The 25,939-nt window shown below is 71.2% G+C and carries 23 protein-coding genes and 3 pseudogenes; 12 read left to right on the top strand and 14 right to left on the bottom strand.

The window, feature by feature from the left end; translation table 11 throughout:
* Positions 1 to 20: 20 nt before the first annotated feature.
* Positions 21 to 194: a hypothetical protein gene (locus AB663_RS17090; RefSeq protein WP_157540851.1), complete on the bottom strand. Its 174-nt coding sequence runs from the start codon at positions 192 to 194 to the stop codon at positions 21 to 23.
* 114 nt (positions 195 to 308) lie between these two features.
* Positions 309 to 1,151 carry a MarR family winged helix-turn-helix transcriptional regulator gene (locus AB663_RS03130; RefSeq protein WP_067195773.1) on the bottom strand — a complete coding sequence of 281 codons (843 nt, stop codon included), beginning with the start codon at positions 1,149 to 1,151 and terminating at the stop codon, positions 309 to 311.
* A gap of 104 nt (positions 1,152 to 1,255) precedes the next feature.
* Between AB663_RS03130 and AB663_RS17505 the strand changes: the two genes are divergently transcribed.
* Positions 1,256 to 1,819 carry a MarR family winged helix-turn-helix transcriptional regulator gene (locus tag AB663_RS17505; protein WP_232304617.1) on the top strand — a complete coding sequence of 188 codons (564 nt, stop codon included), beginning with the start codon at positions 1,256 to 1,258 and terminating at the stop codon, positions 1,817 to 1,819.
* Between the two features lie 70 nt (positions 1,820 to 1,889).
* Here AB663_RS17505 and AB663_RS03120 read toward each other — a convergent pair whose 3' ends face one another.
* Positions 1,890 to 2,810 carry a cation diffusion facilitator family transporter gene (locus AB663_RS03120; protein WP_067195772.1) on the bottom strand — a complete coding sequence of 307 codons (921 nt, stop codon included), beginning with the start codon at positions 2,808 to 2,810 and terminating at the stop codon, positions 1,890 to 1,892.
* Positions 2,811 to 2,964: 154 nt separating this feature from the next.
* Entirely contained in the window at positions 2,965 to 4,380 is a 1,416-nt protein-coding gene (locus AB663_RS03115) for an MFS transporter (RefSeq protein WP_067202050.1), read from the bottom strand.
* Between the two features lie 88 nt (positions 4,381 to 4,468).
* Between AB663_RS03115 and AB663_RS03110 the strand changes: the two genes are divergently transcribed.
* Positions 4,469 to 5,032 carry a TOPRIM nucleotidyl transferase/hydrolase domain-containing protein gene (locus tag AB663_RS03110; RefSeq protein WP_067195770.1) on the top strand — a complete coding sequence of 188 codons (564 nt, stop codon included), beginning with the start codon at positions 4,469 to 4,471 and terminating at the stop codon, positions 5,030 to 5,032.
* Positions 5,033 to 5,249: 217 nt separating this feature from the next.
* The gene (locus AB663_RS03105) at positions 5,250 to 6,467 is read left to right on the top strand and encodes an MFS transporter (protein WP_067195767.1); all 1,218 of its coding nucleotides are present in this window, start codon (positions 5,250 to 5,252) and stop codon (positions 6,465 to 6,467) included.
* A 757-nt stretch (positions 6,468 to 7,224) separates the two neighbouring features.
* Here AB663_RS03105 and AB663_RS16795 read toward each other — a convergent pair.
* Positions 7,225 to 8,142, bottom strand: a complete 918-nt coding sequence (locus tag AB663_RS16795; protein WP_083511076.1) for a helix-turn-helix domain-containing protein — start codon at positions 8,140 to 8,142, stop codon at positions 7,225 to 7,227.
* A 100-nt stretch (positions 8,143 to 8,242) separates the two neighbouring features.
* Between AB663_RS16795 and AB663_RS03095 the strand changes: the two genes are divergently transcribed.
* Complete coding sequence (locus AB663_RS03095) at positions 8,243 to 8,704, top strand: DUF3817 domain-containing protein (RefSeq protein WP_067195765.1); 462 nt, start codon at positions 8,243 to 8,245, stop codon at positions 8,702 to 8,704.
* A gap of 160 nt (positions 8,705 to 8,864) precedes the next feature.
* Here the strand turns inward: AB663_RS03095 and AB663_RS03090 are convergent, their stop codons facing one another.
* The 8 genes and pseudogenes from AB663_RS03090 to AB663_RS16790 form a co-directional block, all read right to left on the bottom strand.
* A complete protein-coding gene (locus AB663_RS03090) occupies positions 8,865 to 9,551 on the bottom strand; it encodes a hypothetical protein (RefSeq protein ID WP_157540850.1) in 687 nt (228 codons plus the stop codon).
* Between the two features lie 62 nt (positions 9,552 to 9,613).
* Entirely contained in the window at positions 9,614 to 10,540 is a 927-nt protein-coding gene (locus tag AB663_RS03085; RefSeq protein ID WP_067195760.1) for an NAD(P)/FAD-dependent oxidoreductase, read from the bottom strand.
* 96 nt (positions 10,541 to 10,636) lie between these two features.
* Positions 10,637 to 10,964, bottom strand: a pseudogene (fdxA, locus tag AB663_RS03080) (ferredoxin).
* Positions 10,961 to 12,361: an FAD-dependent oxidoreductase gene (locus AB663_RS03075; RefSeq protein ID WP_067195757.1), complete on the bottom strand. Its 1,401-nt coding sequence runs from the start codon at positions 12,359 to 12,361 to the stop codon at positions 10,961 to 10,963. Before AB663_RS03075 ends, fdxA begins: the two are co-directional and overlap by 4 nt.
* A gap of 46 nt (positions 12,362 to 12,407) precedes the next feature.
* Positions 12,408 to 13,247, bottom strand: coding sequence for a uroporphyrinogen-III C-methyltransferase (gene cobA, locus AB663_RS03070; protein ID WP_083511075.1), 840 nt, complete (start codon positions 13,245 to 13,247; stop codon positions 12,408 to 12,410).
* Entirely contained in the window at positions 13,244 to 14,314 is a 1,071-nt protein-coding gene (locus AB663_RS03065) for an ABC transporter permease (protein ID WP_083511074.1), read from the bottom strand. Before AB663_RS03065 ends, cobA begins: the two co-directional genes overlap by 4 nt.
* Positions 14,304 to 14,741, bottom strand: a pseudogene (locus AB663_RS03060) (ABC transporter ATP-binding protein); the annotation flags it as partial. The pseudogene AB663_RS03060 and the gene AB663_RS03065, both read right to left, overlap by 11 nt.
* Before the next feature lie 28 nt (positions 14,742 to 14,769).
* Entirely contained in the window at positions 14,770 to 15,639 is an 870-nt protein-coding gene (locus AB663_RS16790; RefSeq protein WP_083511073.1) for a sirohydrochlorin chelatase, read from the bottom strand.
* Positions 15,640 to 15,864: 225 nt separating this feature from the next.
* Between AB663_RS16790 and AB663_RS03045 the strand changes: the two genes are divergently transcribed.
* From AB663_RS03045 to AB663_RS03015, 7 genes and pseudogenes are all read left to right on the top strand, one after another.
* A complete protein-coding gene (locus AB663_RS03045; RefSeq protein WP_067195750.1) occupies positions 15,865 to 17,181 on the top strand; it encodes an HNH endonuclease signature motif containing protein in 1,317 nt (438 codons plus the stop codon).
* Between the two features lie 281 nt (positions 17,182 to 17,462).
* A pseudogene (locus tag AB663_RS03040) lies at positions 17,463 to 17,846 on the top strand (VOC family protein); the annotation flags it as partial.
* Between the two features lie 257 nt (positions 17,847 to 18,103).
* Positions 18,104 to 19,963 (top strand): molecular chaperone DnaK, encoded by a 1,860-nt coding sequence (dnaK, locus tag AB663_RS03035; RefSeq protein ID WP_067195748.1) that lies wholly within the window; start codon positions 18,104 to 18,106, stop codon positions 19,961 to 19,963.
* Between the two features lie 2 nt (positions 19,964 to 19,965).
* Positions 19,966 to 20,622: a nucleotide exchange factor GrpE gene (locus AB663_RS03030; protein ID WP_067195746.1), complete on the top strand. Its 657-nt coding sequence runs from the start codon at positions 19,966 to 19,968 to the stop codon at positions 20,620 to 20,622.
* A 7-nt stretch (positions 20,623 to 20,629) separates the two neighbouring features.
* Complete coding sequence (locus AB663_RS03025; protein ID WP_067195744.1) at positions 20,630 to 21,610, top strand: DnaJ C-terminal domain-containing protein; 981 nt, start codon at positions 20,630 to 20,632, stop codon at positions 21,608 to 21,610.
* Between the two features lie 45 nt (positions 21,611 to 21,655).
* On the top strand, positions 21,656 to 22,078 hold the full coding sequence (locus tag AB663_RS03020) for a heat shock protein transcriptional repressor HspR (protein WP_067195742.1): 423 nt from the start codon (positions 21,656 to 21,658) through the stop codon (positions 22,076 to 22,078).
* 128 nt (positions 22,079 to 22,206) lie between these two features.
* The gene (locus AB663_RS03015) at positions 22,207 to 23,583 is read left to right on the top strand and encodes an FAD-dependent oxidoreductase (protein WP_067195740.1); all 1,377 of its coding nucleotides are present in this window, start codon (positions 22,207 to 22,209) and stop codon (positions 23,581 to 23,583) included.
* Between the two features lie 83 nt (positions 23,584 to 23,666).
* On the opposite strand, the gene AB663_RS03010 is transcribed toward AB663_RS03015, so the two are convergent.
* The gene (locus tag AB663_RS03010; RefSeq protein ID WP_067195738.1) at positions 23,667 to 24,311 is read right to left on the bottom strand and encodes a Pr6Pr family membrane protein; all 645 of its coding nucleotides are present in this window, start codon (positions 24,309 to 24,311) and stop codon (positions 23,667 to 23,669) included.
* 292 nt (positions 24,312 to 24,603) lie between these two features.
* Between AB663_RS03010 and AB663_RS03005 the strand changes: the two genes are divergently transcribed.
* Positions 24,604 to 25,896, top strand: a complete 1,293-nt coding sequence (locus AB663_RS03005) for an ABC transporter substrate-binding protein (protein ID WP_067195737.1) — start codon at positions 24,604 to 24,606, stop codon at positions 25,894 to 25,896.
* Positions 25,897 to 25,939 lie beyond the last annotated feature (43 nt).

Raw genomic sequence — 25,939 nt, 5'->3', positions numbered from 1 at the left:
TTCCGCCGGACCAGGCGGGACTAGAGCTGACCCTGGTTGTTCAGGCCGGGCTGCCTCGTGGTGAGTGCGACGCGGAGCGCGGGGTCGGCGCGGGGTCCGTCGTCGACCCGGGGAGGTGTGTTCTTTCCGGGGCGCGCGATCACCACGGCGGCCACGAGGGCGGCGAAACCGTACACGGCGAACAGGGCTTCCATGTCGGCGATGGTACAGCGCGCCGTGCGCGGTCGTGAAGGCCCGCGCGCAGGTGGTCTCCGAGGGCGGAGGAGCCCGCGGCTAGCGGACCGGAATCTCCGCTCCCCGTGCGGATGTCACGAAGCGCGGCCCTGCGAGAAGCCGGCATCGAAGCCGCGCTTGTAGGCGTGTTGCGCGAGCCGAGCGACGCGCTCATGGCCGTGCCCGTACTCGCCGCGTCCGAACCGTCCACGCTCGCCGTGCCCGCACTCGCCGTGTCCTTGCCCGCCGCGCTCGCCGTGCCCGCCGTGTCCGTGCCCGCCGTGCCGCCCGTACTCGCCGTGCTCGCCGCGCTCGTGCCGCCCGTACTCTCCGCGCTCGCCGTGCCCGTGCTCGCCGTGCTCGTGCCATCCGGGGAAGCCTCGACGGGGCAGCCTGGGGCCGCCGAACCAGAGCCGGGCCTGGCCGTGTCCATCGTGTCCGTCGCGTCCATCGCGTCCATCGTGTCCATCGCGCCCGCCATGTCCGTGGCGTCCGCCATGTCCGCCGCGCCCGCGGCGGGGGAGCGGCTTCCCGTCCTCCCATCCGAGCGCCGTGGCGATCTTCTCGAGTGTCGCGACGGTGGTCTCGTAGTCCTCGGGACTCACGGCATCCGTGATCGTCGCTCGGATGCCGTCGGCGATCGCGCAGAGGCGCTCCTTCGCGGCGCGCCCTTCGTCGGTGAGCGTCCAGTCCTCACCCTCGCGGGTGATCCATCCGCGCTCCTCCAGGTCGCGCAGCTTGTGCGGCCGCAGGGGGCGGTGTGCAGGTACGGTCCCGTCGATGACGTTGAGCAGGCGCCAGTCGCGGCGGTTCGCTCCCTCTCGCTCGAAGGCCGTGGCGAACTCTGCAGCGAGCAGGCGATCGACGGCGGTGATCCAGAAGCCGAAAGGCCGAGGAGACGCAGGGGTGTCTGTGGTGTGGTTGTCTGTCGTGTTCATGGGAAGTCCTTCGCATGTCTCTATGCATGTGCTTGTCACTGTGCATGTATATGTAGTGTGACATGAGTAGGAGAAGCATGTCAACTCACATGTAAACTCGAAGCATGACCGCTCCCGACGACGATCCGACCGAGGCCATCGCGCAGGCGCTCTCGCGTCTCCGTGGCCGTCGCCCCGGAGAACCCGGGCGGCCGTTCGGCGATCGGCGCGGTGGACCGCACGGTCGGCATGGCGGCGGTGCGCACGGGCAGCGCGGCGACCAGCACGAGCATCCGCGTCATGCCGGACATCCGGGAATGGGGCCGTGGGGTGGCGATCCTGCGGCGCGCTTCGGCGGACCGGCGCGGATGCGCATGCTCGAGGCTCTCGCCACGGCATCCGCCCCCCTCACCGTGAGCGAGCTCGGCGCCGCGATCGGCGTCGACCAGCCGCGCGCCTCACGCCTCGTGCAGCAGGGCGTCGAACGCGGCTATGTCCGCCGCGAGGCCGACCCCGACGACGCTCGACGCACGCGAATCGCGCTCACCGACGAGGGCCGGCGACTCGCACGCGGCATGCGGGGAGAGCGTCGCGAACTGCTCGGGTCGGCGCTCGCCGCCTTCACCGAGGAGGAGCGCGCCGAGCTCGCACGCCTGCTCACCAAGCTCGCCGACAACTGGCCGCGCTGACGTCGCGCGGCATCCACGGCTCTGCACCGCTGCGTGCGAGGGGGAGTCCGGCGGTCCTCCGGCGCCGCGTTCACGCGGCCGCGGAGAACTCCAGGGACGGCTCGTCGTCGACGGACAGCGACAGCACGACCGTCTCGACGACCTCGTTGGCCTCGATCTGACGCTCGATGTCGCGCAGCCTCCGGGCGACGTCGTGCTCGCGCGCGTCGCCGGCGAGGTCGACCTCGGCGACGATGAACAGGCGATTCGGCCCGACGAACTCGATGTGCAGATACGTCACGCGGTGGATGTCGGCCGATGCGAGCAGCGCGCGCCCCACCCGAGCCCTGACCGCCGGCGACACCGAGGTGCCGATGAGGAACGCCATGTTCCTGCTGATGAGGATGACGGCGACCACCCCGAGCAGCACGCCGACGAGGATGGAGCCGACGGCATCCCACGCGGCCACGCCCGTGATCTGGTGCAGCAGGATCGATCCGCCGGCGAGCACGAGGCCGATGAGCGCGGCGGCGTCTTCGAAGAACACCGCACGGAGGGTCGTGTCGCTCGTCTCGAGCACGAAGTCCCAGACCGAGGTGCCGCGTTCGCGGGCGAGGCGGCGTGAACGCACCATGGCCTGCGTGAACGACGCTCCCTCGAGTACGAAGGCGACGCCGAGCACGAGGTACGCGATCACCGGCGACTCGACCGGGCCCTGCTCTGCCAGCTCCTGCACGCCGTGCATGATCGAGACGATCGACCCCGCCGTGAAGATGCCGAACGCCGCGATCAGCGACCACACGAACGCGCTGCGTCCGTATCCGAGCGGATGCCGTTCGTCTTTCACCCGTGCGCCGTGGCGGTCGGCGATCAGGAGGAAGACCTCGTTGCCGGCATCCGCCCACGAATGCGCGGCCTCGGCGACCATCGACGCCGACGAGGTGATGAGGGCGGCGATCGTCTTCGCGACCGCGACGAGCACATTGGCGAGGAAGGCGATGATGACGGTCACGCGGTCAGGCTACTCCGGTGCGCCGACGCGGTGACGTGCCGGGGCCGCCGAACGCCGGCTCGTCCCGCGACCTTTCGGCGCAGCGCCGGCTCCGTCCAGCGACCCCTTCGGCGCAGCGCCGGCTCGTCCCGCGACCTTTCGGCGCAGAGCCGGCTCAGTCCCGCGCCGTCTTCGGCGGAGCGGTGACGGGCAGGAGCAGCAGGAATCCCGCGATCAGCACGAGCACGATGCCGATGATGCCGAACGAGGTGCGCGAGGTGAGGGCGATGAGCAGCGTCCACGCTCCCGACGCCATCCAGCTCGCGGCGCGGCCCGTGGTCGCATACAGGCCGAAGATCTCGCCCTCGCGTCCGGCCGGCGTGACCCGCGCCAGGAACGAGCGACCAGCGGCCTGCGCCGGCCCGACGAAGGCGCACAGCACGAGCCCGCCGATCCAGAAGACGAGCGTGTTGCCGGTGTCGGCCAGCAGGAACACCGCGAGCCCGGCCACCACCATCGACGCCAGCGAGACGAGGATGATGCGCTTGGGTCCGAACGTGTCGTCGAACCGCCCGGCGATGATCGTCGAGACGCCGGCGATGAGGTTGGCCGCGATGCCGAACACGACGAGCTCGAGGAACGTGAAGTCGAACACCTGGCTCGCGATGACCGCTCCGAAGGCGAACACGCCGCCGATGCCGTCGCGGAACACCGCGCTGGCCAGCAGGTACCAGAACGTCGGACGCGTGGCGGGCGAGCGGTAGAGGCCGATCACGTCGCGCACGAGCAGCCCGTACGACGCGAAGAAGCCGACCTTCCGCTCCGCGCGCCCCAGAGACGGCTCCGGTACGTGCAGGAAGATCGGGATGCTGAAGACGATGGCCCAGACCGCGCACCCCACGGCGATGATGCGGAACGGCAGGCCGCCGTCTTCGGACAGGCCGAACCAGTCGAGGGCGTAGAACACGACCACGATGACGAGGGCGACGATGCCGCCGAGGTAGCCGAATCCCCACCCGAGCCCCGAGATGCGGCCGACGGTGCGAGGCGTCGCGATGCCGATCAGCATGGCGTTGGAGTTGACCGCGGCGATCTCGCCGAACACCGACCCTGCCGACACGAGGGCGACGCCGAGCCAGAACAGCGAGGGCGTCGGCTCGACGAACCAGAGGCCCAGCATGCAGAGGATGAGCGCCCCGGTGCCGATCCCCAGCCACAGCTTCTGCCTGCCAGCGGCATCCGCTCGCTGTCCGAGCACGGGAGCCAGCAGCAGGATGGCGAACGCCGCGATCGTCGACCCGAGTCCCAGGCCGGAGGCGAGTGCCGCTTCGCCTGCCTTGAACGCATCGCTCTCCGGGTCGAGGGCGGCGATGTCGGCGGGGAGGAACGCCTCTGTCGTCAGGTAGAGGGCGGTGAAGATGAACGTGAGGATGACGGTGTTGAAGGGCTGCGTCGCCCAGTCCCACAGCGCCCACGAGTACACCTGCTTCTTCGGTGCCGGTTCGTCGCCGCGGAGGTCGAGGCCGATGACGCCGACCGCGCCGCTGTTCGCCGTCGCCGGCGGTTCGGCACGGCCTTCGGGTTCGCTCATGGTCGCAGTCTGGCGGCGGTCGGTGAACGGACGGTGACGGCGCGCCGCGTGCGGGCCCACGGCGGTGCGGCGCGCTAGGGTCGTCGGCATGCCGGAGACGACCGAGCCGCGCACCGTCGTGCTGTTCGAGGGTGCGAGCGACCGCCTTGCCGTCGAGACGGCCGCGCGCAGGCTCGGGCTTTCGGTCGATGAGCTCGAGCTGGTCGATCTCGACGGCATCACCAACCTGCGCGGGCGATTGCGGATGCTGCGCGAGGCGGGGCGCCGCGTCGTGGGTCTGTACGACGCGGCCGAAGGCGGATATGTGAGCTCGGTGCTGCGGGACCTCGGCGCGATCAGCCACGACGGCTCGCCGGAGGATGCCGGATTCTTCGGCTGCGAGCGCGATCTCGAAGACGAGGTGATCGCCGCCGCAGGAGCCGAGCTGGTCATCCAGACCCTCGATGCGCGCGGCGAGCTCGCGCGATTCCGCGTGTTCCAAGGGCAGCCTGCGCAGCGTGAGCGCACCGTGGAAGAGCAGCTGCACCGGTTCGCCGGCACTGCGGCCGGTCGCAAGGCCCGGTTCGCTGCCGACGTGATCGCGGCGATCCCGGTCGAGCGGATGCCGAGGCCGATCGTCGCGCTGCTCCGCGCTGCGCTGCGCGGTCGGTGACCTGCGCCGGTCTCGTCCAGGAGCAGTGCGCGCCCGGGCGGCGTGCGCAGGCGGCGTGCGCGCGCGGCGTGCGCGGCGTGCGCAGGCGGCGGACCCGGGCGGCGGACCCGGGCGGCGTGCGCGGACGGGGGCATGCGGGCGGCGTGCGCGGACGATCGGTCGGATGCCGTGGACGCGACGTCGGGCGACGGCATCCGTCGTCTGTGAGCGTGGAAGCATGACGACCACCGCCCCTGTTCCCATCGCCCCCGTTTCCAACGCTCCCGCCGGGCGCATCGACCGGATGCGCTACGGCGGCCTCGTCGCGCTCATGATGATGGGCTTCCTCCTGGTCACGGCGGAGTTCCTGCCGAACGGCGTGCTGACGGAGATGGCGGATGCGCTGGGCGTGACGCCCGGTCAGGCCGGGCAGACGGTGACCGTGACGGCGCTGGTCGGCCTCGTCGTCGCTCCGACGATCGGCCTGATCTTTCCTCGGCTCGACCGCCGGTCGCTGCTGGTGTGGATGGCGCTCGCGGCTGCCGTGTCGAACCTCGTGGTGGCGATCGCCCCGAGTCTCATGATCGTGCTCGCCGCGCGGTTCCTCCTCGGCGCGGCGATCAGCGCGTTCTGGTCGATGTCGATCACGGTGGCGGCGGCGCTCGCCGGGCCGGAGCGTCTCGGCCGCGGCGTGATGTTCACCTCGGCCGGTGTCTCGCTGGCGACCGTGGCGGGCGTGCCGCTGGGTGTCATGCTGTCGGAACTCGTGGACTGGCGCATGGTGTTCGCGCTCGCGAGCGTGCTGATGGTGCTGCTGGCCGTGGCGCTGCGCGCAGCGCTGCCGTCGGTGCCGGCGGCTCAGGCGGCCAGCATCCGCCTCCTCGTCGACACGGTGCGCCGCCCCGGTATCGGTCTCGGTCTGTTCGGTCACGTGTTCGTGGTGCTCGGGCACTTCCTCGCGTACACGTACGTGCGGCTGGCGCTGGAGCGCATCCCCGACGTCGACGCGTCGACCATCGTCGTGCTGCTGGCGCTGTTCGGGCTCGGCGGCCTTGCCGGAAACATCGCGATCGGCCTCGTGATCGACCGGTCCTTCGCGTTCTTGGCGGTGATCGCGCCGCTCGTGATCTCGGCCGCGGTCCTCGCGATGATCCTGCTGCCGGGTACCGTCGCCGGTGTGGCCGCGGTCGTGCTCGTGTGGGGCTTCTTCTTCTCGTCGTGGCTGATCGTCGCGAACACGTGGGTGGGGCACCGGATGCCGGACCGCCTGGAGGCCGGCGGCAGCCTCGTCGTCGTCGGGTTCCAGGCCGCGATCATGATCGCCGCAGGCGTGGGCGGGCTGCTTGTGGACACCCTCGGGATCGAGCTCGTGTACGTGGTCGGCGCCGCGTCGCTGCTTCTCGGAGCGGTGCTCTTCGGGGTCTCGAACCGCGCCCGCGCCCACGGTCGCGCCTGAGGGCGTCCCCGGACGCGGCATGGCCCCGAACGCGGCCCGGCCCCGGGCCCGGACGCGGCCCGGCCCCGGGCCCGGCCCCGGGCCCGGACCCCGGCCGGCGCGCACGAAACGTCGGATTTCGCGGGCGACACGCCGTTCCGGATGCCGTGGGGACCGGCGTGTCGTGGGGAATCTCCGACGTTTCCGACGCGGCGGGACGTGACGCAGGCCCGTCCGCAGACGCGGCCCGGCCCCGGACGCGGCCCGGCCCTGCCTCGGACGCGCCCCGGCCCTGCCTCGGACGCGCCCCGGGCCGTCCCCGGACCCGGACCCCGACGCGGCCCCGGCCGGCGCGCACGAAACGTCGGATTTCGCGGGCGACACGCCGTTCCGGATGCCGTGGGGACCGGCGTGTCGTGGGGAATCTCCGACGTTTCCGACGCGGCGGGACGTGACGCAGGCCGTCCGCAGACGCGGCACGGCCCCGGCCCTGCCCCGGACCCCGCCCGTCCCCGGACGCGCCCCGGCCCTGCCCCGACCCGGTCGGTCCGCGGACTTGCCCCGGCCGGCGCGCACGAAACGTCGGAGTCCGCGGGCGACACGCCGGCCCGGATGCCGTGGGCACCGGCGTGTCGCGCGGAATCTCCGACGTTTCTGACACCGCGGGCCACGACGGCCCCGGCGCGCGCTTCCCAGGGCGTCGCGCTTCCCAGGGCGTCGCGCGTCAGGGCGTCGGGCGTCAGGCGCCGGCCACCCCGCCCTCGCCCAGCGCGGCGCGTCAGGCGACGACGGGGGTCCGCGCGGCGGCCCGCCAGGCACTCGGCGTCATGCCGGTGCGGCGGCGGAAGGCGCGGCTGAAGCCCTCGTCGGAAGCGTATCCGAGCGCCCGCGACGTCTCCGACACGGAGCGTCCTTCTTCGAGCATCCGCTTGGCCGCGTCGACGCGCACCTCGGTGACGTAGTCGGCGGGCGACCGGCCGATGACGCTGCGGAAGCGCTCGGCGAAGGCGGACCTCGACATGGCGCCGACACTCGCCAGGCGTTCGACGGTCCAGTCACGGCCCGGCTGCTCGTGGATGGCCTCGACGACGCGGTCGAGGAACGGGTCGCTGGACATCCGCGGCCAGCCCTCGGGGGCGCATCCGTTCTCGGCCCACGCGCGGATGACCGAAAGGAGCACGGTCGTCGCCATCATGCGGCAGATCACGGGGTCTCCGCGGCGTCCGGAGCAGGCGGTGGGGTCGAGGGGCCCCATGCCGGCCGCGAGGGCGGCGGCAGCCGGCTCGAGCCGGTCGAAGCCCGTGACGGTGATGTAGTCGGGCAGGAGCGCGTCGACGATCGAGGCCGCGTCGGCCAGAGCGAGGTCGACGACGACGAGCTCGGTCTCGGCGTCGGCTTCGAGTGCGAGCGATGCGCGCCCCAGCGTGAGGAAGGCGTCGCCGGCGCGCAGCGACGACGCGGGGCGCCCCTGGTCGACGGCGACCTGCTGCGACGAGCGCTCGACCGTGAGGCGGCATCCGGAGTCGAGGGGAGGGATGCCGTGCACCTGCCCGCGTGCGACATAGACGAGCGTCGAGTCTCCGGTCGACAGCGGGAGGAGGGCGGCGGCATCGAGTCGTCGGCGCCGCGCGATCCCGACACGCAGGTCGACGGCGCCGAGCACCTGCGAAAGCGCTTCGGGGTCGACGGTCACCATGCCTTCGGCAACGCGGGCCTGTGCTCCGCTATTCCGGCATGTACTCCGTCGCGGAACGGCTCGCATAGCCTGGAGGGGATCCGACACCCGAGGAGTCCCGTTGTTCACCCTGCCCTCTCGCCTGTTCCGCGTGCTGGCGATCGCCGAAGCGGTCACCTGGACGATCCTCATCGCCGCGCTCGTGTCCAGGGCGCTCGGGGCACCGGGGATCGTCGTGACGATCGGCGGAGGCATCCACGGGTTCGTGTTCCTCGCCTACGGTGCGACGGCGATCCTCGTGGCGCTCAACAATCGCTGGCACGCCGGAGTCGCGGTGCTCGCCGTGGCGAGTGCGATCGTGCCGTATGCGACAGTGCCGCTGGAGATCTGGCTGCATCGCACGGGGCGGCTCGCCGGGGAGTGGCGTCTCGAGGAGTCGGCGGATCCGCGCGACCGCCGGTGGTACGACCGGACGATGCGCTGGTTCCTGCGGCGCCCGTGGGTGCTCGGCGGGCTCATCGCGGCGGCGGTCGTCGCCCTCTACGTCGTCCTGCTGCTGGTCGGACCGCCCGGGGGCCGCTGACCCACTCGCCGCGCCGGCCCGCCGACCCACACGTCCCGCTGACCCACACGTCCCGCTGACCCACACGTCCCGCCGACCCACCCCGCCGACCCCCCCCGCCGACCCACTCGCCCCGGCGCCCATGCTCCCGGACGAGAACACCCCGGGCCGCGCCTCTCCCTCAGCCGCTGACGACGACGGGGTTCTTCTCGACGATCTCGGCGAACACGGCCTCGAGGTCACCGCCGGTGCAATCGGCGATGACGTACACGCCGTGGGCGTTCGCGGTGAACGCGCGGGCAGTGATGGCCCATCGCCGGTCGCCGTCTTCGCCGATGATCTGGCGCGCCTCCAGCGTCTGGTTGCTGCCGGTGCCGTAGCCGAGCGAGGCGGTGACGGCGAGCGGTGTGATGTCCGCCGCGCTCGCGTCGCCGATGACGTACGCGAGGAGTGCGTCGGAGCTCGCGCTGTCGTCGCCCGCCACGAGCGGCAGTCCCGACACGTCGCCCTGCCAGAAACGCGCGACGCAGGTGCCGTCGGTCGTTCCGTACGCCCATCCGCCGTTGCCGTCGTCCGGCGAGGTCACGGTCCAGCCGTCGTCCATGAAGAAGCCGTCGCCCCACTCGATGTGGGCGGATGCCGGGATCGACGCGCCGTCGGCGAACGACAGGCCGTCGGCGGGAGCGTCGGCCGGCGGATCGGAGGGCTCGTCCGCCGGTTCGTCAGCGGGCCCGTCCGATGCGGGCGTCGATTCGACGGCGGTCGGATGCTCGGGGATCTGCGCGTACAGGCATCCGCTCAGCGGAAGCAGTGCAAGTCCGACGATGGTCGCCGCCGCAGCGGCGCGGCCCCCCGATGTACGCGTCATGCGCGCCAGCATAGTCCGGGCGGAGCGCGCGTCGATCGCTCGATCGCCTTCCGCGCGGGCCCTCAATGCGCGGTCGTGACTCCCACGGCGTCGTGCACGATCACGGCCGCGACCCTGGCGCCTGCTCCCGCCGCGACGATGAGCTGCTGGGGTCCGGCGGCGGCGTCGCCCGCGGCGTAGAGCCCCGGAACGTCCGTGCGGCCCGACCGGTCGGTGATGAGGTGCCCGTTCTCGTCGACCGCGGGCGCGACGCCGTCGAGGAACGACAGGTCGTTCTCCCAATGCGGGCGCACGAACCCGCCGTCGGCCTCGACGATGCTGCCGTCGGCGAGCCGGATCCCTTCGAGCCTGCCCTTGGCGCCGAGCAGTTCGACGATCGGATGCCGCAGCACGGCGACTCCCGCTGCTGCGAGTTCGGCCTCCTCCTCGGCCGTGACCGCGCGCGATCCGTGCGTGAACAGGGTGAGGTTCTGCGTCCAGCGGGACAGGAGCCGGGCGCGCACGGCGAGGTCGGCCGATTCGCCGATGAGCGCCAGCCGCCGGCCTCGGAGCTCCCACGCGTCGCACGCGGCGCAGCTGAACAGGCTCATGCCGTAGAAGCCGCGCAGGTTCGGCACGTCGGGGAGGGTCTCACGGAGCCCGGTCGCCAGCAGCACGACACCCGCCGACACGGTCTCCGAGGCTTCGGTCCGGCCGATGCCGGCGGTCCACGTGTCGCCGTCGCGTCGCAGCTCGACGACCCGCACCCGCGATCGCACCTCCACCGTCGGGTACGACTCGAGCTCGGCGCGGGCGAGCTTGCGCAGCTCGTGCGGCGGCACGCCGTCGCGTGTGAGGAAGCCGTGCGACGACAGCGTGGCGGCGTTGCGCGGCCGGTCGGCGTCGACCACGAGCACCCGCACCAGCGACCGGCCGAGGTTCAGCGCGGCCGACAGTCCGGCGGGACCGCCGCCGACGATGAGGACGTCGTATGGTGCGGTGCCGGTCATGCGCGCGACCTTCCCCCGCCCGACCTTCCCCCGCCCGACCTTCCCCCGCGCAGGCTTCCCCCGCGCACCGCGGCGCTTCGGACGCGGCGTCCCCGATCAGTCATGCGCACCCTCCTCGACGGGAAGGGCGGCGACCACCGGGTGGTCGAACGCAAAGGCGCCGACCTTGGCGGCGCCGCCGGGTGAGCCGATCTCGTCGAAGAACTCGACGTTGGCTCTGAGGTAATCCTGCCACTCCTCGGGCAGGTCGTCCTCGTAGTAGATGGCCTCGACGGGGCAGACGGGTTCGCAGGCGCCGCAGTCGACGCACTCGTCGGGGTGGATGTACAGCGAGCGCTCACCCTCGTAGATGCAGTCGACGGGGCATTCGTCGATGCAGGCGCGGTCCTTCACATCGACGCAGGGGAGCGATGACGTAGGTCATCGCACCAGCGTCCCGTCGCGTGACACGGCGACCTGCTCCTCACGCGGGACGACCTTGACCCGCTCGCGCACGTACTCGTGCGTCTCGCCGAGCCGCCGCTCGTGCGCGTCCAGCGCGAGCCAGCCGTCCCAGGTCGTGTATTCGGCGCCGTCCGCTTCGAGCAGGTCGACGATGTCGCCGTCGACCTCGGGTGCCGCGAGGCGTCCGGCCTCGGCGTCGGCCACGAGGTTCGTGATCGTCTCGAGCGCGTCGGACTTGGTGTGGCCGATGAGGCCGACGGGGCCGCGCTTGATCCAGCCGGTCGCGTAGAGTCCCGGCTCGTCGGTCACTCGTCCGCCCTCGTTGGGGATCACGCCGCGCGCCTCGTCGAACGGGGCTCCGACGACGCGCGTGCCGTAGTAGCCCACCGCGCGGTACACGGCCTGCACGGCGTGGTCGCGGAACTCGCCGGTGCCGACCACGGTGCCGTCGGCGCCCGCGCGCGTGCGCTCGAACCGCACCCCTTCGACGCGCTCGTCGCCGAGGATCTCGACAGGGGAGTGCCAGAAGTGCAGGTGCAGGCGGCGCGACGCGGTCCCCGCCGGGCGGTCGCGCCACGCGTTGAGCGTGCGCAGCATCACCTTGAGCTGGTTGGTGGGGGCGGATGCCGGATCGACGCCGTCGAAGTCCTCGTCGTGCAGCACGATGTCGACGTCGCGGACTTCGCCCAGCTCCCGCAGCTCGATCGGCGTGAACTTGATGTCGGCGGGGCCGCGGCGGCCGAAGACGTGCACGTCGGTAACGGCCGAGGCTTCGAGGCCGGACAGCACGGTGTCGGGCACCTCGGTGGTGCGGAGGTCGACCGGATGCTTGGCGAGGATGCGGGCGACGTCGAGAGCGACGTTGCCATTGCCGATCACGGCGACCGAGGCGGCGTCGAGCGGCCAGGTGCGCGCCACGTCGGGGTGCCCGTCGAACCAGGCGACGAAGTCGGCGGCGCCGAACGAGCCGGGCAGGTCGACGCCGGGGATGGGCAGCTCGGCGTCACGGATGGCCCCAGTGGCGAGGATGACCGCGTGGTAGCGGCTGCGCAGCTCGGAGAGGGAGAGGTCGCGCCCGATCTCGACGTTGCCGAGGAAGCGGATGGTGCGGCGTGCCGGGGCGGGGCCGCCGTCGGCCGTCTCGGGGAACGCGTCGAGCATCTCGTGCAGCGACCCCACGATGCCCTTGATGCGGGTATGGTCGGGGGCGACGCCGTAGCGGATCAGGCCGTAGGGCGCGGGAAGCGACTCGAACAGGTCGATCTCGACGGTTCCGGATCGGTCGCGCACGGCGTCGGCGAGCAGGTTCCCGGCATAGATGCCGGCGGGGCCGGCTCCGACGATCGCGACGCGCAGGGACAGGGGCGAGCGGGTCATGGGGGTCCTTCAGGGCAGGGGGTGGGTGAGACGGGGACGGCCGCGTTCAGCCGAGCGTGCGCTCCACGGCGCTCGCGAGCCCCGCGTCGACGGCGAGTCCGCCCAGGAGGGCGTCGATCCAGTGCGGCTTGTCGCGCGGGTTCCCCACGGGTTCGCGGGTCTCCGGCGCGTGGGGGCTGAGGCGCACGACGTAGCCGACGACGATCACGGCGGGCGAGCGCACCTGACGGGCCGCGGCGTCGTGCGCGATCGAGCCGAGCGTGCCGATCGTGACACGTTCCCTCGGTCCGTAGCCGTCTTCGACGATCGCGACGGGGCACTCCGGGCCGCGCGCACCGGACGCGAGCACGTGCGCCGAGTGCGCGAGCGTGTTGACGCCCATGAGCAGGACGACCGTGTGCTCTCCGCCGCCGGGGATCGCGTCGATCTGGTCGTGCGCGCTCACGACGGTGAACGACGTGGCGACGCCGCGGTGCGTGAGCGGGATGCCGGCGACCGCCGGCACCGACACGGCGCTCGTGACGCCGGGGACGACGTCCACCGGCACGCCCGCGGCCTCGCAGTGCTGCTGCTCTTCGCGGCCGCGCCCGAACACGAACGGATCGCCGCCCTTGAGCCGCACGACGCGGTCTCCCGCCAGCGCGCGCTGCACGAGCAGGTCGTTGATGCCGTCCTGGGGAACGGGGTGGTGGCCGGGGAGCTTGCCCACGTCGACGATCTCGGCGGTGAGCCGGATGCCGTCGGCGGCGAGCTGCTCCAGCACGGGCCGCGCGCCGAGGCGGTCGGCGACGATGACGTCGGCCTCCTGCAGGGCGCGCAGCCCGCGCAGGGTCAGCAGTCCGGCGTCTCCGGGGCCGGCGCCGACGAGTGTGACGCGTCCGGTCATTTCGCACCTCCGAGGAGAAGTCCGCGATCGCGCAGCATCCGTCTCTCCAGCGGTCCGAAGAGGACCAGCTCGATGACGATGCCGATCGCGAGGATGAGAAGGATGGTCGCCAGCACCCCGGCGAGGTCGGCGAGCTCCCTGGCCTGCCCGAGCATGGCGCCGAGGCCGAACCCGATCGAGCCGCCGACGGCGATGATCTCGGCCGCCATGAGCGACCGCCACGAGAACGCCCACCCCTGCTTGAGTCCGGCGAGGTATCCGGGCAGGGCGGCGGGGAGTACGACCGAGGTCGCGAGCTGCCAGCGGCTCGCGCCGAGGACCACGCCGACGCGCCGCAACTGCGGAGGGACCTGGTCGATGCCGCCCAGGAGCCCGTTCACGATCGAGGGGATGGTGCCCATGAGGATGACGAAGTACACGGTGGCGTCGGACAGCTGGAACCAGATGATGGCGGCGGGGACCCAGGCCACCGACGGCAGCACGGTGAGGCCGGAGATGAGCGGGCCGGCGGCCCGGCGCAGCAGACGCCACTCGGCGAGCAGCAGCCCCAGGGGCGTGCCGACGGCGATCGCGATGAGGAACCCGATGATCCCGCGTTCCAGGCTCGTCGCCACGGCCTCCTGCAGCCGGCCGGTGCTCCACGCCTCGCCCAGGGCGCCCAGCACGCCCGCGGGGCTCGGGGCCTTGTCGGGGCGCGGGTGCGCGATCACGACGTAGAGCTGCCACAGTGCGAGGAGCGCGAGCAGGAGGACGACCGGCGGCAGGGCCTTGGCCAGCGCCTCACGCCAGCGTGACCGCGTGGGCTCCGCATCGGACTGCAGGCGGTCGAGGCCGGCGCTCAGCGTGCGCAGGTCGTCGGCCGTCCCGGCTGCGGTGGTCGGGGCCGTTCCGGCCCCGGTGGTCAGGGTCGTTCCGGCGCCGGTGGTCAGGGTCGTTCCGGACGCGCCGGTCAGGGCCGTTCCGGCCGCGCCGTGCGTCCCGTGCGTGTAGGTCTCGTGCGTCCCGTGCGTGCGGGTCTCGTGCGTCCCGTGCGTGTGGGTGAGCGTCTCCGGTGTCTCAGCGGGCATTGCGGGCGATCTCCTTCCGCAGCTCCGTGGTGATCTCGGTGGCGAGCGCGGCGACCTCGGGCGATTCGATGCGGCGCCCGCTGGTGTTGGCGATGCGCCACTCGCCCACGACGCGACCGGGACGGCTCGACAGCAGCACGACCCGCTGTCCGAGCCGGGCGGCCTCTCGCACGTTGTGGGTCACGAACACGATGGTGCGTCCGGTGGCGCGCCACACGCGCTCCAGCTCCTCGTGCAGCAGGTCGCGGGTGATGGCGTCGAGCGCGGCGAACGGCTCGTCCATCAGCAGCACGGCGCGGTCCTGCGCGAGTGCGCGGGCGAGTGCGACCCTCTGGCGCATGCCGCCGGAGAGCTCGTGCGGGCGCTTGTCGGCGGCATCCGCGAGGTTCACCGCTCCGAGCAGCCGCTCCGCTTCGCGGCGGCGCTCGCGGGGTTCCGACGCTTCACGGCCTGGTTCAGAGGCGGGCTGCCGCATCGAGGTAGCGCGAGATCACGAGGTCGGTGAGTGCTGGGGGCACCTCGCCGCCGTCGAGCAGCGGTGCGGTCAGCATCCGGCCGGCGGCCTGGCGCGACGCGAGGTCGAAGAAGTATCCCCGAGCCAGCAGGAAGGTGCTGACGACGGCATCCGGATGCTCCGCGAGCGCAGTCGGGAGCGATGGGCGTCGTGCGGCGAGGTAGGCCAGGTGGATGTCGCGCCCCGTGCGCGCGGCGAGCAGCGAGGCCATGGCCTCGGCGTCGGTCAGCGAGCGTTCGTCACGCGATCCGGCCACCGCGAGGATCACCGGTGCGTGGCGCTTCTGCTCCTGTCTGTCGCGCTCGGGCTCGGGCTCGGGCTCGTGTCGCTTGTGGTCGCGTTCGTCGTGCTCGGGTTCGGGCTCGGGCTCGGGCTCGTGTCGCTTGTGGTCGCCTCCGGGTTCGCGCTCGGGTTCGTGCTCGGGCTCGTGCTCGTGTCCCTCGTGCTTGCGTTCGTCGTGTTCGGGCGCGTGCTCGTGCAGGGCGTCGAGGCGGCTGGCGAGGACCTCGGCGAGGCGCGGGTCGGGCCCGAGGGGGTCGGCTACGACGGTGCGCGGACGCCGAGCCGCGATCCCGTGCAGGTCGTGGTGCACGTGGAATCCGCTGGAGAGCAGGAGCGGCACGATGACCACGCGTCCGCCCAGGCGGGGCGCGAGCTCGGCGGCATCCGGTTCCTGCACGTCGACGAAGGCGGCGCGCACGTCGACGTCGGGGAGGCTTTGGCGCGCCGAGTCGACGAGGGCGGCGATGGCGCGCGAGCCCGCGGCATCCGCTGTTCCGTGGGAGACGGCGAGGAGGAGGGGGCGTGACATGGTGCGACTCTAAGGGGTTTGTGTGACCGGCGTGTTTCGCGTGTGCGTGGGCGCGCTCCTACGGTGATGTGCGCTGTGTGACCGGTGTGTTTCGCGTGTGCGCCGGGTGCACTCCTACGGTGATGTGCGCTGTGCGTTCCAGCGTTCCGGCATCCACGGAAATCACCTTCTGATCTGGGCGATTTCTCGGGTCGCAATGTCGGTGGTACCCGATTGGATGGACGTATGACAGCACTGGCAGACGCCACGATCGAACAGATGGGGGCACTCCGCGGGCTCACCGAAGCCCTCGTCGAGGTCGACCGTGCGCTCAGCGGTGTGCTGGCGGTCAAGGAGGGGTTGCTGGCCGTGGGGGCTCGGCTGGCGGCGGACATGGCGGGCGACGGCGACCCCGGCGCAGAACTCAGCCTTCGATCGGTGGCCGCCGAGTTCGCCACTGCGCTCCGGGTTAGCGACAGAACCGTTCAGGCCCGCATGGCCGAGGCGGAGATGAAGGTCTCGCTGTTTCCGGAGGTGTGGAAGGCGCAGGGTGCGGGGCGCATCAGTTCGGGTCACGCGCGGGTGATCCTCGACGCAGGGATGTACCTCGATGATGAGGCGTCTCGACACGCGTATGCCGAGCAGATGATCGCGTTCGCCGAGACCGAGTCGCCGAATCGCGTCGGGCGGCTGGCGCGCAGGGTGGCCGAGCGCTTCCAGGCGCGTACCGCCGACGAGCGGCACCGTGTTGCGCGGCGCGAGCGGCGGGTGTGGGTCACCGAGGCGGCTGACGGGATGGCGCAGCTCGGCCTGCTCGGGCCCGCGGCTCTCGTGCAGGGCGCGTTCTCGCGGCTGACGGCGATGGCGGAGCGGGTGCAGAACGGACTCTCGCCAGACGGGTCCGATTCTGCGGATGCTGCAACTGACCCTGTCGATTCCGCTGCGTCGAGCCCTGACGACCGCCGGATCGACGAGATCCGGTGCGATCTGGCCCTGGATCTCATGCTGTCGGGCGCCCCGGCCGGCCACGATACGCGCGAGGGTGTGCTCGCAGCGATCGCCGGGCACGTGTCAGTCACGGTCCCTGTACTCACTCTCATGGGGGTCGATGACGCAGCCGCCGAGATCGACGGCCGGATGCCGGTCGACACGGCAACGGCTCGGCGTCTGGCGGGCGCGTCCGCCGGGTGGGAAAGGATCCTCACCCATCCGGTCACCGGCGGCGTGCTGGCGGTGGATCGGTACCGGCCATCCGCGGACATGATTCGCTACCTCAAGTCGCGCGATGTGCGGTGCCGTTTCCCTGGGTGCGGGCGGGCGGCTGCGGACTGCGACGTCGACCACACCGCCGACGCCGCGCTCGGTGGCGCGACGAGCAGAGAGAACCTCGGCGACCTGTGTCGGCGGCATCACGTCCTGAAGCACCACTCTCCCTGGCAGGTTGAGCAACTCGGCGGCGGGGTCTTCGCGTGGACCAGCCCGACCGGCAAGACCTACATCGACCATCCGCCGCCGCAGAACACCGTGACCTTCACGGACGCCGACGGCCCTCCTCCGTTCTGACGCGCCCTCCGTTCTGACGGGGCCCCTGTTGTGACGGGGCCCCTGTTGTGACGGGCGGCCCCTGTCCTGACGCGCCCTCTGTTCTGACGGGCTCCCTGTTCCGACGGACCCCTGTTCTGACGGGCTCCTGTGCTGACAGACCCCCTTTCTGACGCGTGCGCGCGTCTCGTGGCGTGGTCCCCTCGTCCACGCGATCCCGGGTGCCCCCTTGTCGGGCGAGCACCTCGCTACGCAAGCGACCGCGAAGGTCCGTGCGTGACCGTGGTTGAGAGACTGGTGTCGTGGCGGGGATTCATCATGTCGAGCTGTGGGTCGCAGACCTTGCGGAAGCCCGTGCGGAATGGGGTTGGCTGCTCCAGGCCGTGGGTTTCGCACGCACGAGCGAGTGGCCCGGAGGCGAGTCGTGGGAGGTGGGCGGGGCGTATCTCACCCTGACGACAGCTCCGGCGCTCTCGGGGCCCGTGCACGACCGCAGGGCGCCCGGCGTCAACCACCTCGCCTTCCGCGCGGGCCCTCCCGACCGGGTCGACACGATCATGGCCGAGGCGCAGCAGCACGGGTGGCGGCCGCTGTATCACGACCGCTACCCGCACGCGGGAGGTCCAGGTCACTACGCAGGCTGGCTCGAGAACTCCGCCGGATTCAAGGCCGAGATCGTCGCAGACCCCGAGATCGTCGCAGACCCCGAGATCGTCGCAGACCCCGAGATCGTCGCAGACCCCGAGATCGTCGCAGCCGAGCCGGCAGGCTGACACCGGGCTGGCACGCCCGGGCGCAAAAGTTGAGCGAACTCATATCAACTTTGTTTGACAGCATTCGATCCGCGGCGTATCCTTGAGTCATCACGGCTCAGGTTTCACCGGAGCTGTCCCAGACTTCCGGAACACAGAACCTTCCCGAACACAGAACAAGGAGAGAACACATGGCACGTGCTGTGGGAATCGACCTCGGAACGACGAACTCCGTCGTCAGCGTCCTCGAGGGCGGCGAGCCCAAGGTCATCGCCAACGCCGAGGGCTTCCGCACGACCCCCTCCGTCGTCGCGTTCACCAAGGACGGCGAGGTGCTCGTCGGCGAGACCGCCAAGCGCCAGGCCGTCACCAACGTCGACCGCACGATCTCGTCGGTCAAGCGCCACATGGGCACCGACTGGACCTTCGACGTCGACGGCAAGAAGTGGACGCCGCAGGAGATCTCCGCGCGCATCCTCATGAAGCTCAAGCGCGACGCCGAGGCCTACCTGGGCGACACCGTGACCGACGCCGTCATCACGGTCCCCGCGTACTTCAACGACGCCGAGCGCCAGGCCACGAAGGAGGCCGGCGAGATCTCGGGCCTCAACGTGCTGCGCATCATCAACGAGCCGACCGCGGCCGCCCTGGCCTACGGCCTCGACAAGGGCAAGGAAGACGAGCTCATCCTCGTCTTCGACCTCGGTGGCGGAACCTTCGACGTCTCCCTCCTCGAGGTGGGCAAGGACGACGACTTCTCCACCATCCAGGTGCGCGCCACCGCCGGTGACAACCGCCTCGGCGGCGACGACTGGGACCAGCGTCTCGTCGACTACCTCATCAAGCAGTTCAAGGAGACCACGGGCGTCGACGTCTCGGCCGACAAGATCGCGCTGCAGCGCCTCAAGGAGGCCGCGGAGCAGGCCAAGAAGGAGCTCTCCTCCTCGACCAGCACGAGCATCAACCTCCCCTACCTCTCGCTGACCGAGTCGGGCCCGGTGTCGCTCTCCGAGACCATCACCCGCGCCAAGTTCGAGGACCTCACCAAGGACCTCCTCGACCGCACCAAGAAGCCCTTCGAAGACGTAATCCGCGAGGCCGGCATCAAGGTGTCCGACATCTCGCACGTCGTCCTCGTCGGCGGCTCGACCCGCATGCCCGCCGTCGCCGAGCTCGTCAAGCGCGAGACCGGCAAGGAGGCCAACAAGGGCGTGAACCCGGATGAGGTCGTCGCCGTCGGCGCCGCCCTGCAGGCCGGCGTCCTCAAGGGCGAGCGCAAGGACGTGCTGCTCATCGACGTCACCCCCCTGAGCCTCGGCATCGAGACCAAGGGCGGCATGATGACCAAGCTCATCGAGCGCAACACGGCCATCCCGACCAAGCGCAGCGAGACCTTCACTACGGCCGACGACAACCAGCCGTCCGTCGCGATCCAGGTCTTCCAGGGCGAGCGCGAGTTCACCCGCGACAACAAGCCGCTCGGTACCTTCGAGCTCACCGGCATCGCCCCGGCACCCCGCGGCATCCCGCAGATCGAGGTCACCTTCGACATCGACGCGAACGGCATCGTGCACGTGTCCGCCAAGGACAAGGGCACGGGCAAGGAGCAGTCGATGACCATCACCGGCGGTTCCTCGCTCTCGAAGGAGGACATCGACCGCATGGTGCGCGAGGCCGAGGAGCACGCGGCCGAAGACAAGAAGCGCCGCGAGGCGGCCGAGGTCCGCAACCAGGCCGAGGCGCTCGCGTACTCGATCGAGAAGCTCATCGCCGACAACGACGACAAGCTGCCCGAAGACGTCAAGACCGACGTGAAGGCCGACGTCGACGCCCTCAAGTCCGCGCTGGCGGGTGACGACGACGACGCGGTGAAGACCGCGTTCGACAAGCTCAACCAGTCGCAGACCAAGCTGGGCGAGGCGATCTACGCGCAGTCGCAGGCGGATGCCGCGGCCGGCGCTCCGAGCGGCGACGCTCCCGCCGGTGACGCCTCCTCCGACGAGGACGTCATCGACGCCGAGGTCGTCGACGACGAGGACGAGAAGAAGTAATCATGACGGACAAGAACTTCGACAGCAACGACTCGGTTCCCGAGCCCGTCGAAGGACGCGAGGGGTCGGATGCTCAGGCATCCGGCCCCGCGCCGCAGAATCCCGACTTCGACGCGCCGCAGAACCCGGATTCCGACGAGGCCCGCGCCGCGGAGCATTCCGACGACGACCTCACGGTCGACGACATCCTGAACGCCGACCAGACCGACGAGGCGGCCGCGGCCGAGACCGCCGCGATCGCCGACGCCGAGCACCTGGTCAACGACCTCAAGCGACTCCAGGCCGAGTACGCCAACTACCGCCGCCGCACGGAGGAGCAGCGCCAGGTCGAGATCGAGCGCGCCAAGGGCGAGGCCGCCAAGGGCCTCATCCCGGTGCTCGACGACCTCGACCGCGCCGGCCAGCACGGCGACCTCGTGGAGGGCACGCCCTTCGCGGTGATCGCCGACAAGATCCGCGCGGTCGTCGAGCGCCTCGGCGTCGTCGCCTACGGCGAAGCGGGCGAGGAGTTCGACCCCCAGCGCCACGAGGCGATCTTCCAGCAGCCCACACCGGGCGCCGAGAAGACAACGATCCTCGAGGTCGTCGAGGTGGGATACCGCCTGGGCGAGGTCGAGCTGCGTCCTGCGAAGGTCGTCGTCGCCGTACCTGCGGAGTAGGTGATCGATGGCTAGCCAGGACTGGTTCGACAAGGACTTCTACAAGATCCTCGGGGTCAGCAAGGACGTCAGCGACGCCGATCTCAAGAAGACGTATCGCAAGCTCGCCCGCAAGTACCACCCGGACTCGAACCCGGGTGATGCGGCGGCCGAGGCGAAGTTCAAGGAGATCAGCGAGGCTTACTCGGTGCTCTCGGATGCCGAGCAGCGCAAGGAGTACGACGAGATCCGCGCCATGGGCTCCGGCGCTCGATTCACCGCGAGCGGCTCCGGAGCGGGCGGGTTCGAAGACGTCTTCAGCCGGTTCGGGCAGTCGGGTCGAGGGCAGACCGCCGATTTCGAGGACATCTTCGCGATGTTCAACCAGGGCGGCGGGGGCTTCGGCTCCGGCCGCTTCGGGCAGACCTCGGGAGGCTTCCGCGGCTTCGGCGGCCCGTCGCGCGGCGCCGACGTGACCGCGCGCACCACGATCGACTTCACCACGGCCGTGCAGGGCGAGACCATCACCCTGCAGGGCGACGACGGCAAGCCGTTCAAGGTGAAGATCCCCGCCGGAGTGTCCGACGGGCAGAAGATCAAGCTGCGCGGCCGCGGACGCCCGTCGCCCGACGGCGGGGAGAACGGCGACATCGTGGTGCAGATCACGGTGCGCCCGCACCCCGTCTTCACCCGCGAGGGCCTCAACCTGCGCGTCGTCGTGCCGGTGACCTTCACCGAGGCCGCGCTCGGCGCGACCATCGAGGTGCCGACGCTCGGCGGAGACCCCGTCAAGCTGCGCGTCGCACCGGGCACCCCGTCCGGTCGCGTGCTGCGCGTCAAGGGGCGCGGGGTCACCACCACCAAGGGCACGGGCGACCTCCTCGCCGAGCTGCAGGTCGCCGTGCCGTCGCACCTCGACGAGGCGGCGCGCGAGGCCCTGGAGAGGTTCCAGGAGCTCGAGCCCGACGAGAACCCCAGGGCCGACCTGCTCGCGAAGGCACGACGGTGAACGAGCAGCATCGCTCGAACGCGACACCGGGGCGGGTGAGCGACCATGGCTGACAAGCGCATGGACGCCGACACCCCGGTGTTCGCGATCGCCGTCGCCGCGGAGCTGTCGGGCCTGCACCCGCAGACGCTGCGCCAGTACGACCGGATCGGCCTCGTGGTTCCCGGACGCACGTCCGGAGGCTCGCGCCGCTACTCCACCCGCAACATCGAGCAGCTGCGCGAAGTGGCGCAGCTCTCCGCCGAGGGCATGAGCCTCCCCGCCATCGCGCGGCTGCTCGACCTCGAAGACGAGAACCGGATGCTGCGCCGCCGCATCACGGAACTCGAGGGAGCCCTGCGCGCCGAGCGCGAGAACCGCCCCGGCGCCCGCGTCTTCGCCGCAGGCTCCGGCGGCGTCGTCCCGATGCCGGGAGGCCGCCGCATCCGCCGCTCCACCGAAGTGGTGCTCTGGCGCCCCCGCGGCTGAGCACGGGGGCAGTACCGGAACGACCGGCCGCGGCTGAGAACCGAGCGGGTCGAGAACCGCGCAGCGACTGAGCACGCTGCACGCGTGCCGGGGCGGATCGCAGGTGCGCGCGGTATCGTTGCGACACGATGAGGATCACGCGTCGCACCCTGCTGATCGGCGCCGGAGCCGGCGTCGTGGGAGTGCTCCTCGCCTCCTGCACCCCGGAACCGGTGCCGACGCCCACGCCCACCCCCGACCGCTCGCCCTCCCCGAAGCCGACGCCCATGACCGGGCCCACCCCCTCCGCCTTCGCCCGCAGCACGTGGACGACCGACGCGTTCTCCCTCGGCGCGGTCAGCTTCACACCTGCGGGGACCGCCGCGATCGCGCGCGACGCGCTGGCGGCACCCGTCGACGACCGCCTCTTCTTCGCCGGCGAGGCCACCGACGCCGACGCCCCAGGCACGATGGGCGGGGCCTTCCGCTCCGGCATCCGTGCGGCCGAAGAGATCATCGCCACCGCCGGCTACGGCGAACGCGTCGCCATCGTCGGCGCGGGACTCGCCGGCGCCGCCGCGGCCTCGCGGCTCGCCGGCACCGGATTCGCCCTCACCGTCTTCGAGGCGCGCGACCGCACGGGCGGCCGGGTGCACGCCATCGTCGACGAGGCGACCTGGCCCGTCCCCGCCCAGCTCGGCAGCTGGACCCTGAGCGCCGCCGACTCCGACGTGGCCGCCGAGGTCGACGACCTCGACATCCGCACCGCCCAGCTCACCACCCCGCTGTGGCGATCGGCCGACGGCGACGTCACCGCGCCCTCTCCGCAGGCCGTCCTCGACGCCATCACCGCCGCACAGGCGCTGCCCGCCGACGTCTCGCTCGCCGACGCCCTCACCCAGGCGGGAGCCGACCTCGACGACCCGGCGCTCGCCGCGCTGCTGTCGTCGCTCACCGCCACCGCGGGAGCGGATGCGGCGGACCTCTCGTCATGGTTCCCGCCCGCCGTGCCGGGCGACGACCGCCTGGCCGTGCTGGGCGACCTCGGCGCCGTGTTCGACAGGCTGCTCGACGGCGTCAAGGTCAGCCTGTCTTCGCCCGTCTCGCGCGTCGCGTACGACGACGCCGGCGTGAGCCTCGGCATCGCGACGGGCGAGTCCCTGTCGTTCGACCGGGTGCTGCTCACCGTCCCGCTCGGCGTGCTGCAGGCGGGCGGCGTCGACTTCGCCCCGAAACTGCCGTTCGGCCAGCGCGGCGCCATCGCCGACCTCGGCAACGGCTTCATCGAGACCGTGTGGCTCCGCTTCGACGAGCCCCTGATCGAGACCGACGCGGCCCTGTGGCACGTGGTCGGCGGAGACGCCGTGATCCGCACGTGGGTCAACCTGGCGCCGGCCACCGGAGAACCGCTGCTCGTCGGAGTCGTCGGAGGCGCGGCAGCCGAAGACTTCGCCGGCCTCGACGACGACGCAGCGCTCGCCGCGGCCCTGAACTCGCTCGCGCCGTTCCTCGACCAGCAGTCCTGAACTCGCTCGCGCCGTTCCTCGACCGGCAGTCCTGAACTCGGCCTGCCGGGGGAGGCCCGGCCCCGAGTACCTCCCAGCGAGGCTCAGACCTCTGGGCGTTCGTGTCCGGGACGGCGCATGCGGCTGATGAGCACGAGCGCCGAGGCGACGAGCGCGAAGATCGCCAGAGCCACCCCGCTCGTCGCCAGGAACTCGACCGGCCCCGAGACCTGGCGCGGATCGAGGAAGTAGTACGGGTACCAGCCGACGATCGGCCCGCGCCACATCGTCACTCCGCCCCACGCGAGAGGGAAGGCGAGCGAGACCGGCACGATCCACCACGGCACGCCGCGATGGCCCGGTGTGAGCACCCACGCGATCGCCGTGCATGCCGGCAGCCAGAAGTGCAGCACCTGATCCGACCACGGCACATCCACCCGGATGCCGCGGATCCCGGCCTGCCACACGATCAGCGCGAACGCCAGCCCCGCCGTGATCGTCCAGGTGAGCACGAGAGAGAGCGCGACCGTGAACCAGCGGGGATCCGCCGCCCGGGCGAACGCGAGCACCGCGCCGATCACGAGCACGACGACGAGCGCGCAGTTCGACTGCACCGTGAGGTACGCGAAGAAGTTGTCGCCGGCGATGGTCTGCGAGCTCAGCCCCCAGAACAACCGGTGCACCAGCGCGACGAGGCACACGATCGCGGCGGCAAGGCGCAGCACGCCGAAGATCGTCCGTGCCTTCACCGCCGCTGCTGCTCCCCTCTGCGCCTGTGCCCTGTCACCCGGCGAGTCTACGGAGAAGTCCTGAAGACAGCCGGAGCGACCGCAGGACGGGATGCGGACGCGTGCGGCGGGCGGGACGGCTCCGCCGGGAGGGCCTCGCGCTCTCGACTGAGAAATCGGTTGCAGTTTCATCGCAGCAGCCGAGGTTGACAGGTCCGGAAAATCAGGAGTATGGTGGCGAAATCGATTTCAAATTCCTGGTATGAAGTCGAACGCATCGTCGCAGAGAACTTGCTGGCCAAAGGAGTGAACAGTGAAGTTGAACCTTGCAGACCGGACCCGCCGCGCCCGCGCGCTGCGGATGACCGGTGTCGCCGCCGTCGCCGCCGTCGCCCTCGCGGGCTGCGCGTCCGGCACGGATCAGACCGGATCGGACAGTGCGGGCGGAGAGCTGACGTTCTCCAACTGGCAGTTCCTGGAAGACGGCAAGGGCCCGATCCTCTGGGATGCCGTCAAGGGCTACACCGGTCCGAACGACGACATCGAGCTCACCAAGGTCGAGATCCCGTTCGCGAACTACGCCGACAAGCTCAGCACCGAGCTGGGTGCCGGCGGCGGCCCCGACGTCATGGTGCTGCAGGACAGCCAGTTCGCCTCGCTCGTGGACGCGGGCGTGCTGGAACCGCTCGACGACATCGCCGACGAGCTCGGCGACTCGCTGAACAACACCAACGAGGCCGGCGTCGTCGACGACACGCAGTACGGCTTCAACTGGGAGCGCCCGACCTACAGCACGGTCATCTACAACAAGGACATCTTCGCCCAGCTGGGCCTGGAGGTTCCGACGACCTTCGACGAGTTCCTCACCACGGCGAAGGCCATCAAGGACCAGCTCGGCATCGCGGGCTGGGCCGGACGCCACCAGACCGCCGAGATCGACGGCTGGACCCTGGAGATGGCGAACTGGATCTACGGATTCGGCGGCGAGCTCAGCGACGGCAAGAAGCTGACGATCGACAAGGCCGAGAACGTCGAGGCCGTCGAGGCCTTCCTCGAGACCTTCGCCTCGGGGGTCGCGCCGATCGGCGACGACGCGTCGACCTTCCGCGCCAAGTTCGGGCAGGGACAGGTCGGGATGCTGTTCGAGAACTCGGGCGTCGCCACGACCATCACCAGCAACCCCGACAACGTGGTCAACGGGCAGAACCTCGGCGCCGCTCCGCTGCCCCTCGCGCACCCCGGATCGAACTCGCAGCTGATCATCGCCGTCAACGCCAACAGCGACAACAAGGAAGCGGCGAAGGACTTCGTCCGCTGGGTGCTGTCAGACGAGGGGCAGACGGCGATCCGCGCCGGACTCGGCGCGTCCGCCATGGCCACCGACGTCGAGCCCGACCCCGCGTTCCTCGAGGCCAACCCCTGGGCCACCCAGTTCCTCGAAGCCGCGAAGACGTCGAAGTCCACCCTCGTCGAGGGCTTCGAGACCGAGAGCAAGGTCATCTGGCGCGAGGTCCTCACCGCCGTGGAAGACCTGCGCGTCAACGGCGGCGACGTGAAGACGAAGCTCGCCGAGGTGCAGAAGAGCCTCGAGGCCGAGCTCGGCTGATCCGCTCCCGAGGGCCGGGACCCCCAGCCCGGCCCTCGGGTAC

The sequence above is a fragment of the Microbacterium sp. XT11 genome, from assembly GCF_001513675.1.
Taxonomy (GTDB): domain Bacteria; phylum Actinomycetota; class Actinomycetes; order Actinomycetales; family Microbacteriaceae; genus Microbacterium.
Note: the sequence above shows the minus strand (reverse complement) of the source record. Positions and strands in the feature narration are given on the sequence as shown.

What these genes read in the sequence shown, in the direction of transcription:
- AB663_RS17090 (WP_157540851.1), bottom strand. Translation starts at nt 194, where the DNA reads ATGGAAGCCCTGTTCGCCGTGTACGGTTTCGCCGCCCTCGTGGCCGCC.
- AB663_RS03015 (WP_067195740.1), top strand. Translation starts at nt 22,207, where the DNA reads ATGAGGATCACGCGTCGCACCCTGCTGATCGGCGCCGGAGCCGGCGTC.
- AB663_RS03045 (WP_067195750.1), top strand. Translation starts at nt 15,865, where the DNA reads ATGACAGCACTGGCAGACGCCACGATCGAACAGATGGGGGCACTCCGC.
- AB663_RS03085 (WP_067195760.1), bottom strand. Translation starts at nt 10,540, where the DNA reads ATGACCGGCACCGCACCATACGACGTCCTCATCGTCGGCGGCGGTCCC.
- AB663_RS03020 (WP_067195742.1), top strand. Translation starts at nt 21,656, where the DNA reads ATGGCTGACAAGCGCATGGACGCCGACACCCCGGTGTTCGCGATCGCC.
- AB663_RS03130 (WP_067195773.1), bottom strand. Translation starts at nt 1,151, where the DNA reads ATGAACACGACAGACAACCACACCACAGACACCCCTGCGTCTCCTCGG.
- AB663_RS03110 (WP_067195770.1), top strand. Translation starts at nt 4,469, where the DNA reads ATGCCGGAGACGACCGAGCCGCGCACCGTCGTGCTGTTCGAGGGTGCG.
- AB663_RS17505 (WP_232304617.1), top strand. Translation starts at nt 1,256, where the DNA reads ATGACCGCTCCCGACGACGATCCGACCGAGGCCATCGCGCAGGCGCTC.
- AB663_RS03025 (WP_067195744.1), top strand. Translation starts at nt 20,630, where the DNA reads ATGGCTAGCCAGGACTGGTTCGACAAGGACTTCTACAAGATCCTCGGG.
- dnaK (WP_067195748.1), top strand. Translation starts at nt 18,104, where the DNA reads ATGGCACGTGCTGTGGGAATCGACCTCGGAACGACGAACTCCGTCGTC.
- cobA (WP_083511075.1), bottom strand. Translation starts at nt 13,247, where the DNA reads ATGACCGGACGCGTCACACTCGTCGGCGCCGGCCCCGGAGACGCCGGA.
- AB663_RS03065 (WP_083511074.1), bottom strand. Translation starts at nt 14,314, where the DNA reads ATGCCCGCTGAGACACCGGAGACGCTCACCCACACGCACGGGACGCAC.
- AB663_RS03105 (WP_067195767.1), top strand. Translation starts at nt 5,250, where the DNA reads ATGACGACCACCGCCCCTGTTCCCATCGCCCCCGTTTCCAACGCTCCC.
- AB663_RS03030 (WP_067195746.1), top strand. Translation starts at nt 19,966, where the DNA reads ATGACGGACAAGAACTTCGACAGCAACGACTCGGTTCCCGAGCCCGTC.
- AB663_RS16795 (WP_083511076.1), bottom strand. Translation starts at nt 8,142, where the DNA reads ATGGTGACCGTCGACCCCGAAGCGCTTTCGCAGGTGCTCGGCGCCGTC.
- AB663_RS03090 (WP_157540850.1), bottom strand. Translation starts at nt 9,551, where the DNA reads ATGACGCGTACATCGGGGGGCCGCGCCGCTGCGGCGGCGACCATCGTC.
- AB663_RS03115 (WP_067202050.1), bottom strand. Translation starts at nt 4,380, where the DNA reads ATGAGCGAACCCGAAGGCCGTGCCGAACCGCCGGCGACGGCGAACAGC.
- AB663_RS16790 (WP_083511073.1), bottom strand. Translation starts at nt 15,639, where the DNA reads ATGTCACGCCCCCTCCTCCTCGCCGTCTCCCACGGAACAGCGGATGCC.
- AB663_RS03075 (WP_067195757.1), bottom strand. Translation starts at nt 12,361, where the DNA reads ATGACCCGCTCGCCCCTGTCCCTGCGCGTCGCGATCGTCGGAGCCGGC.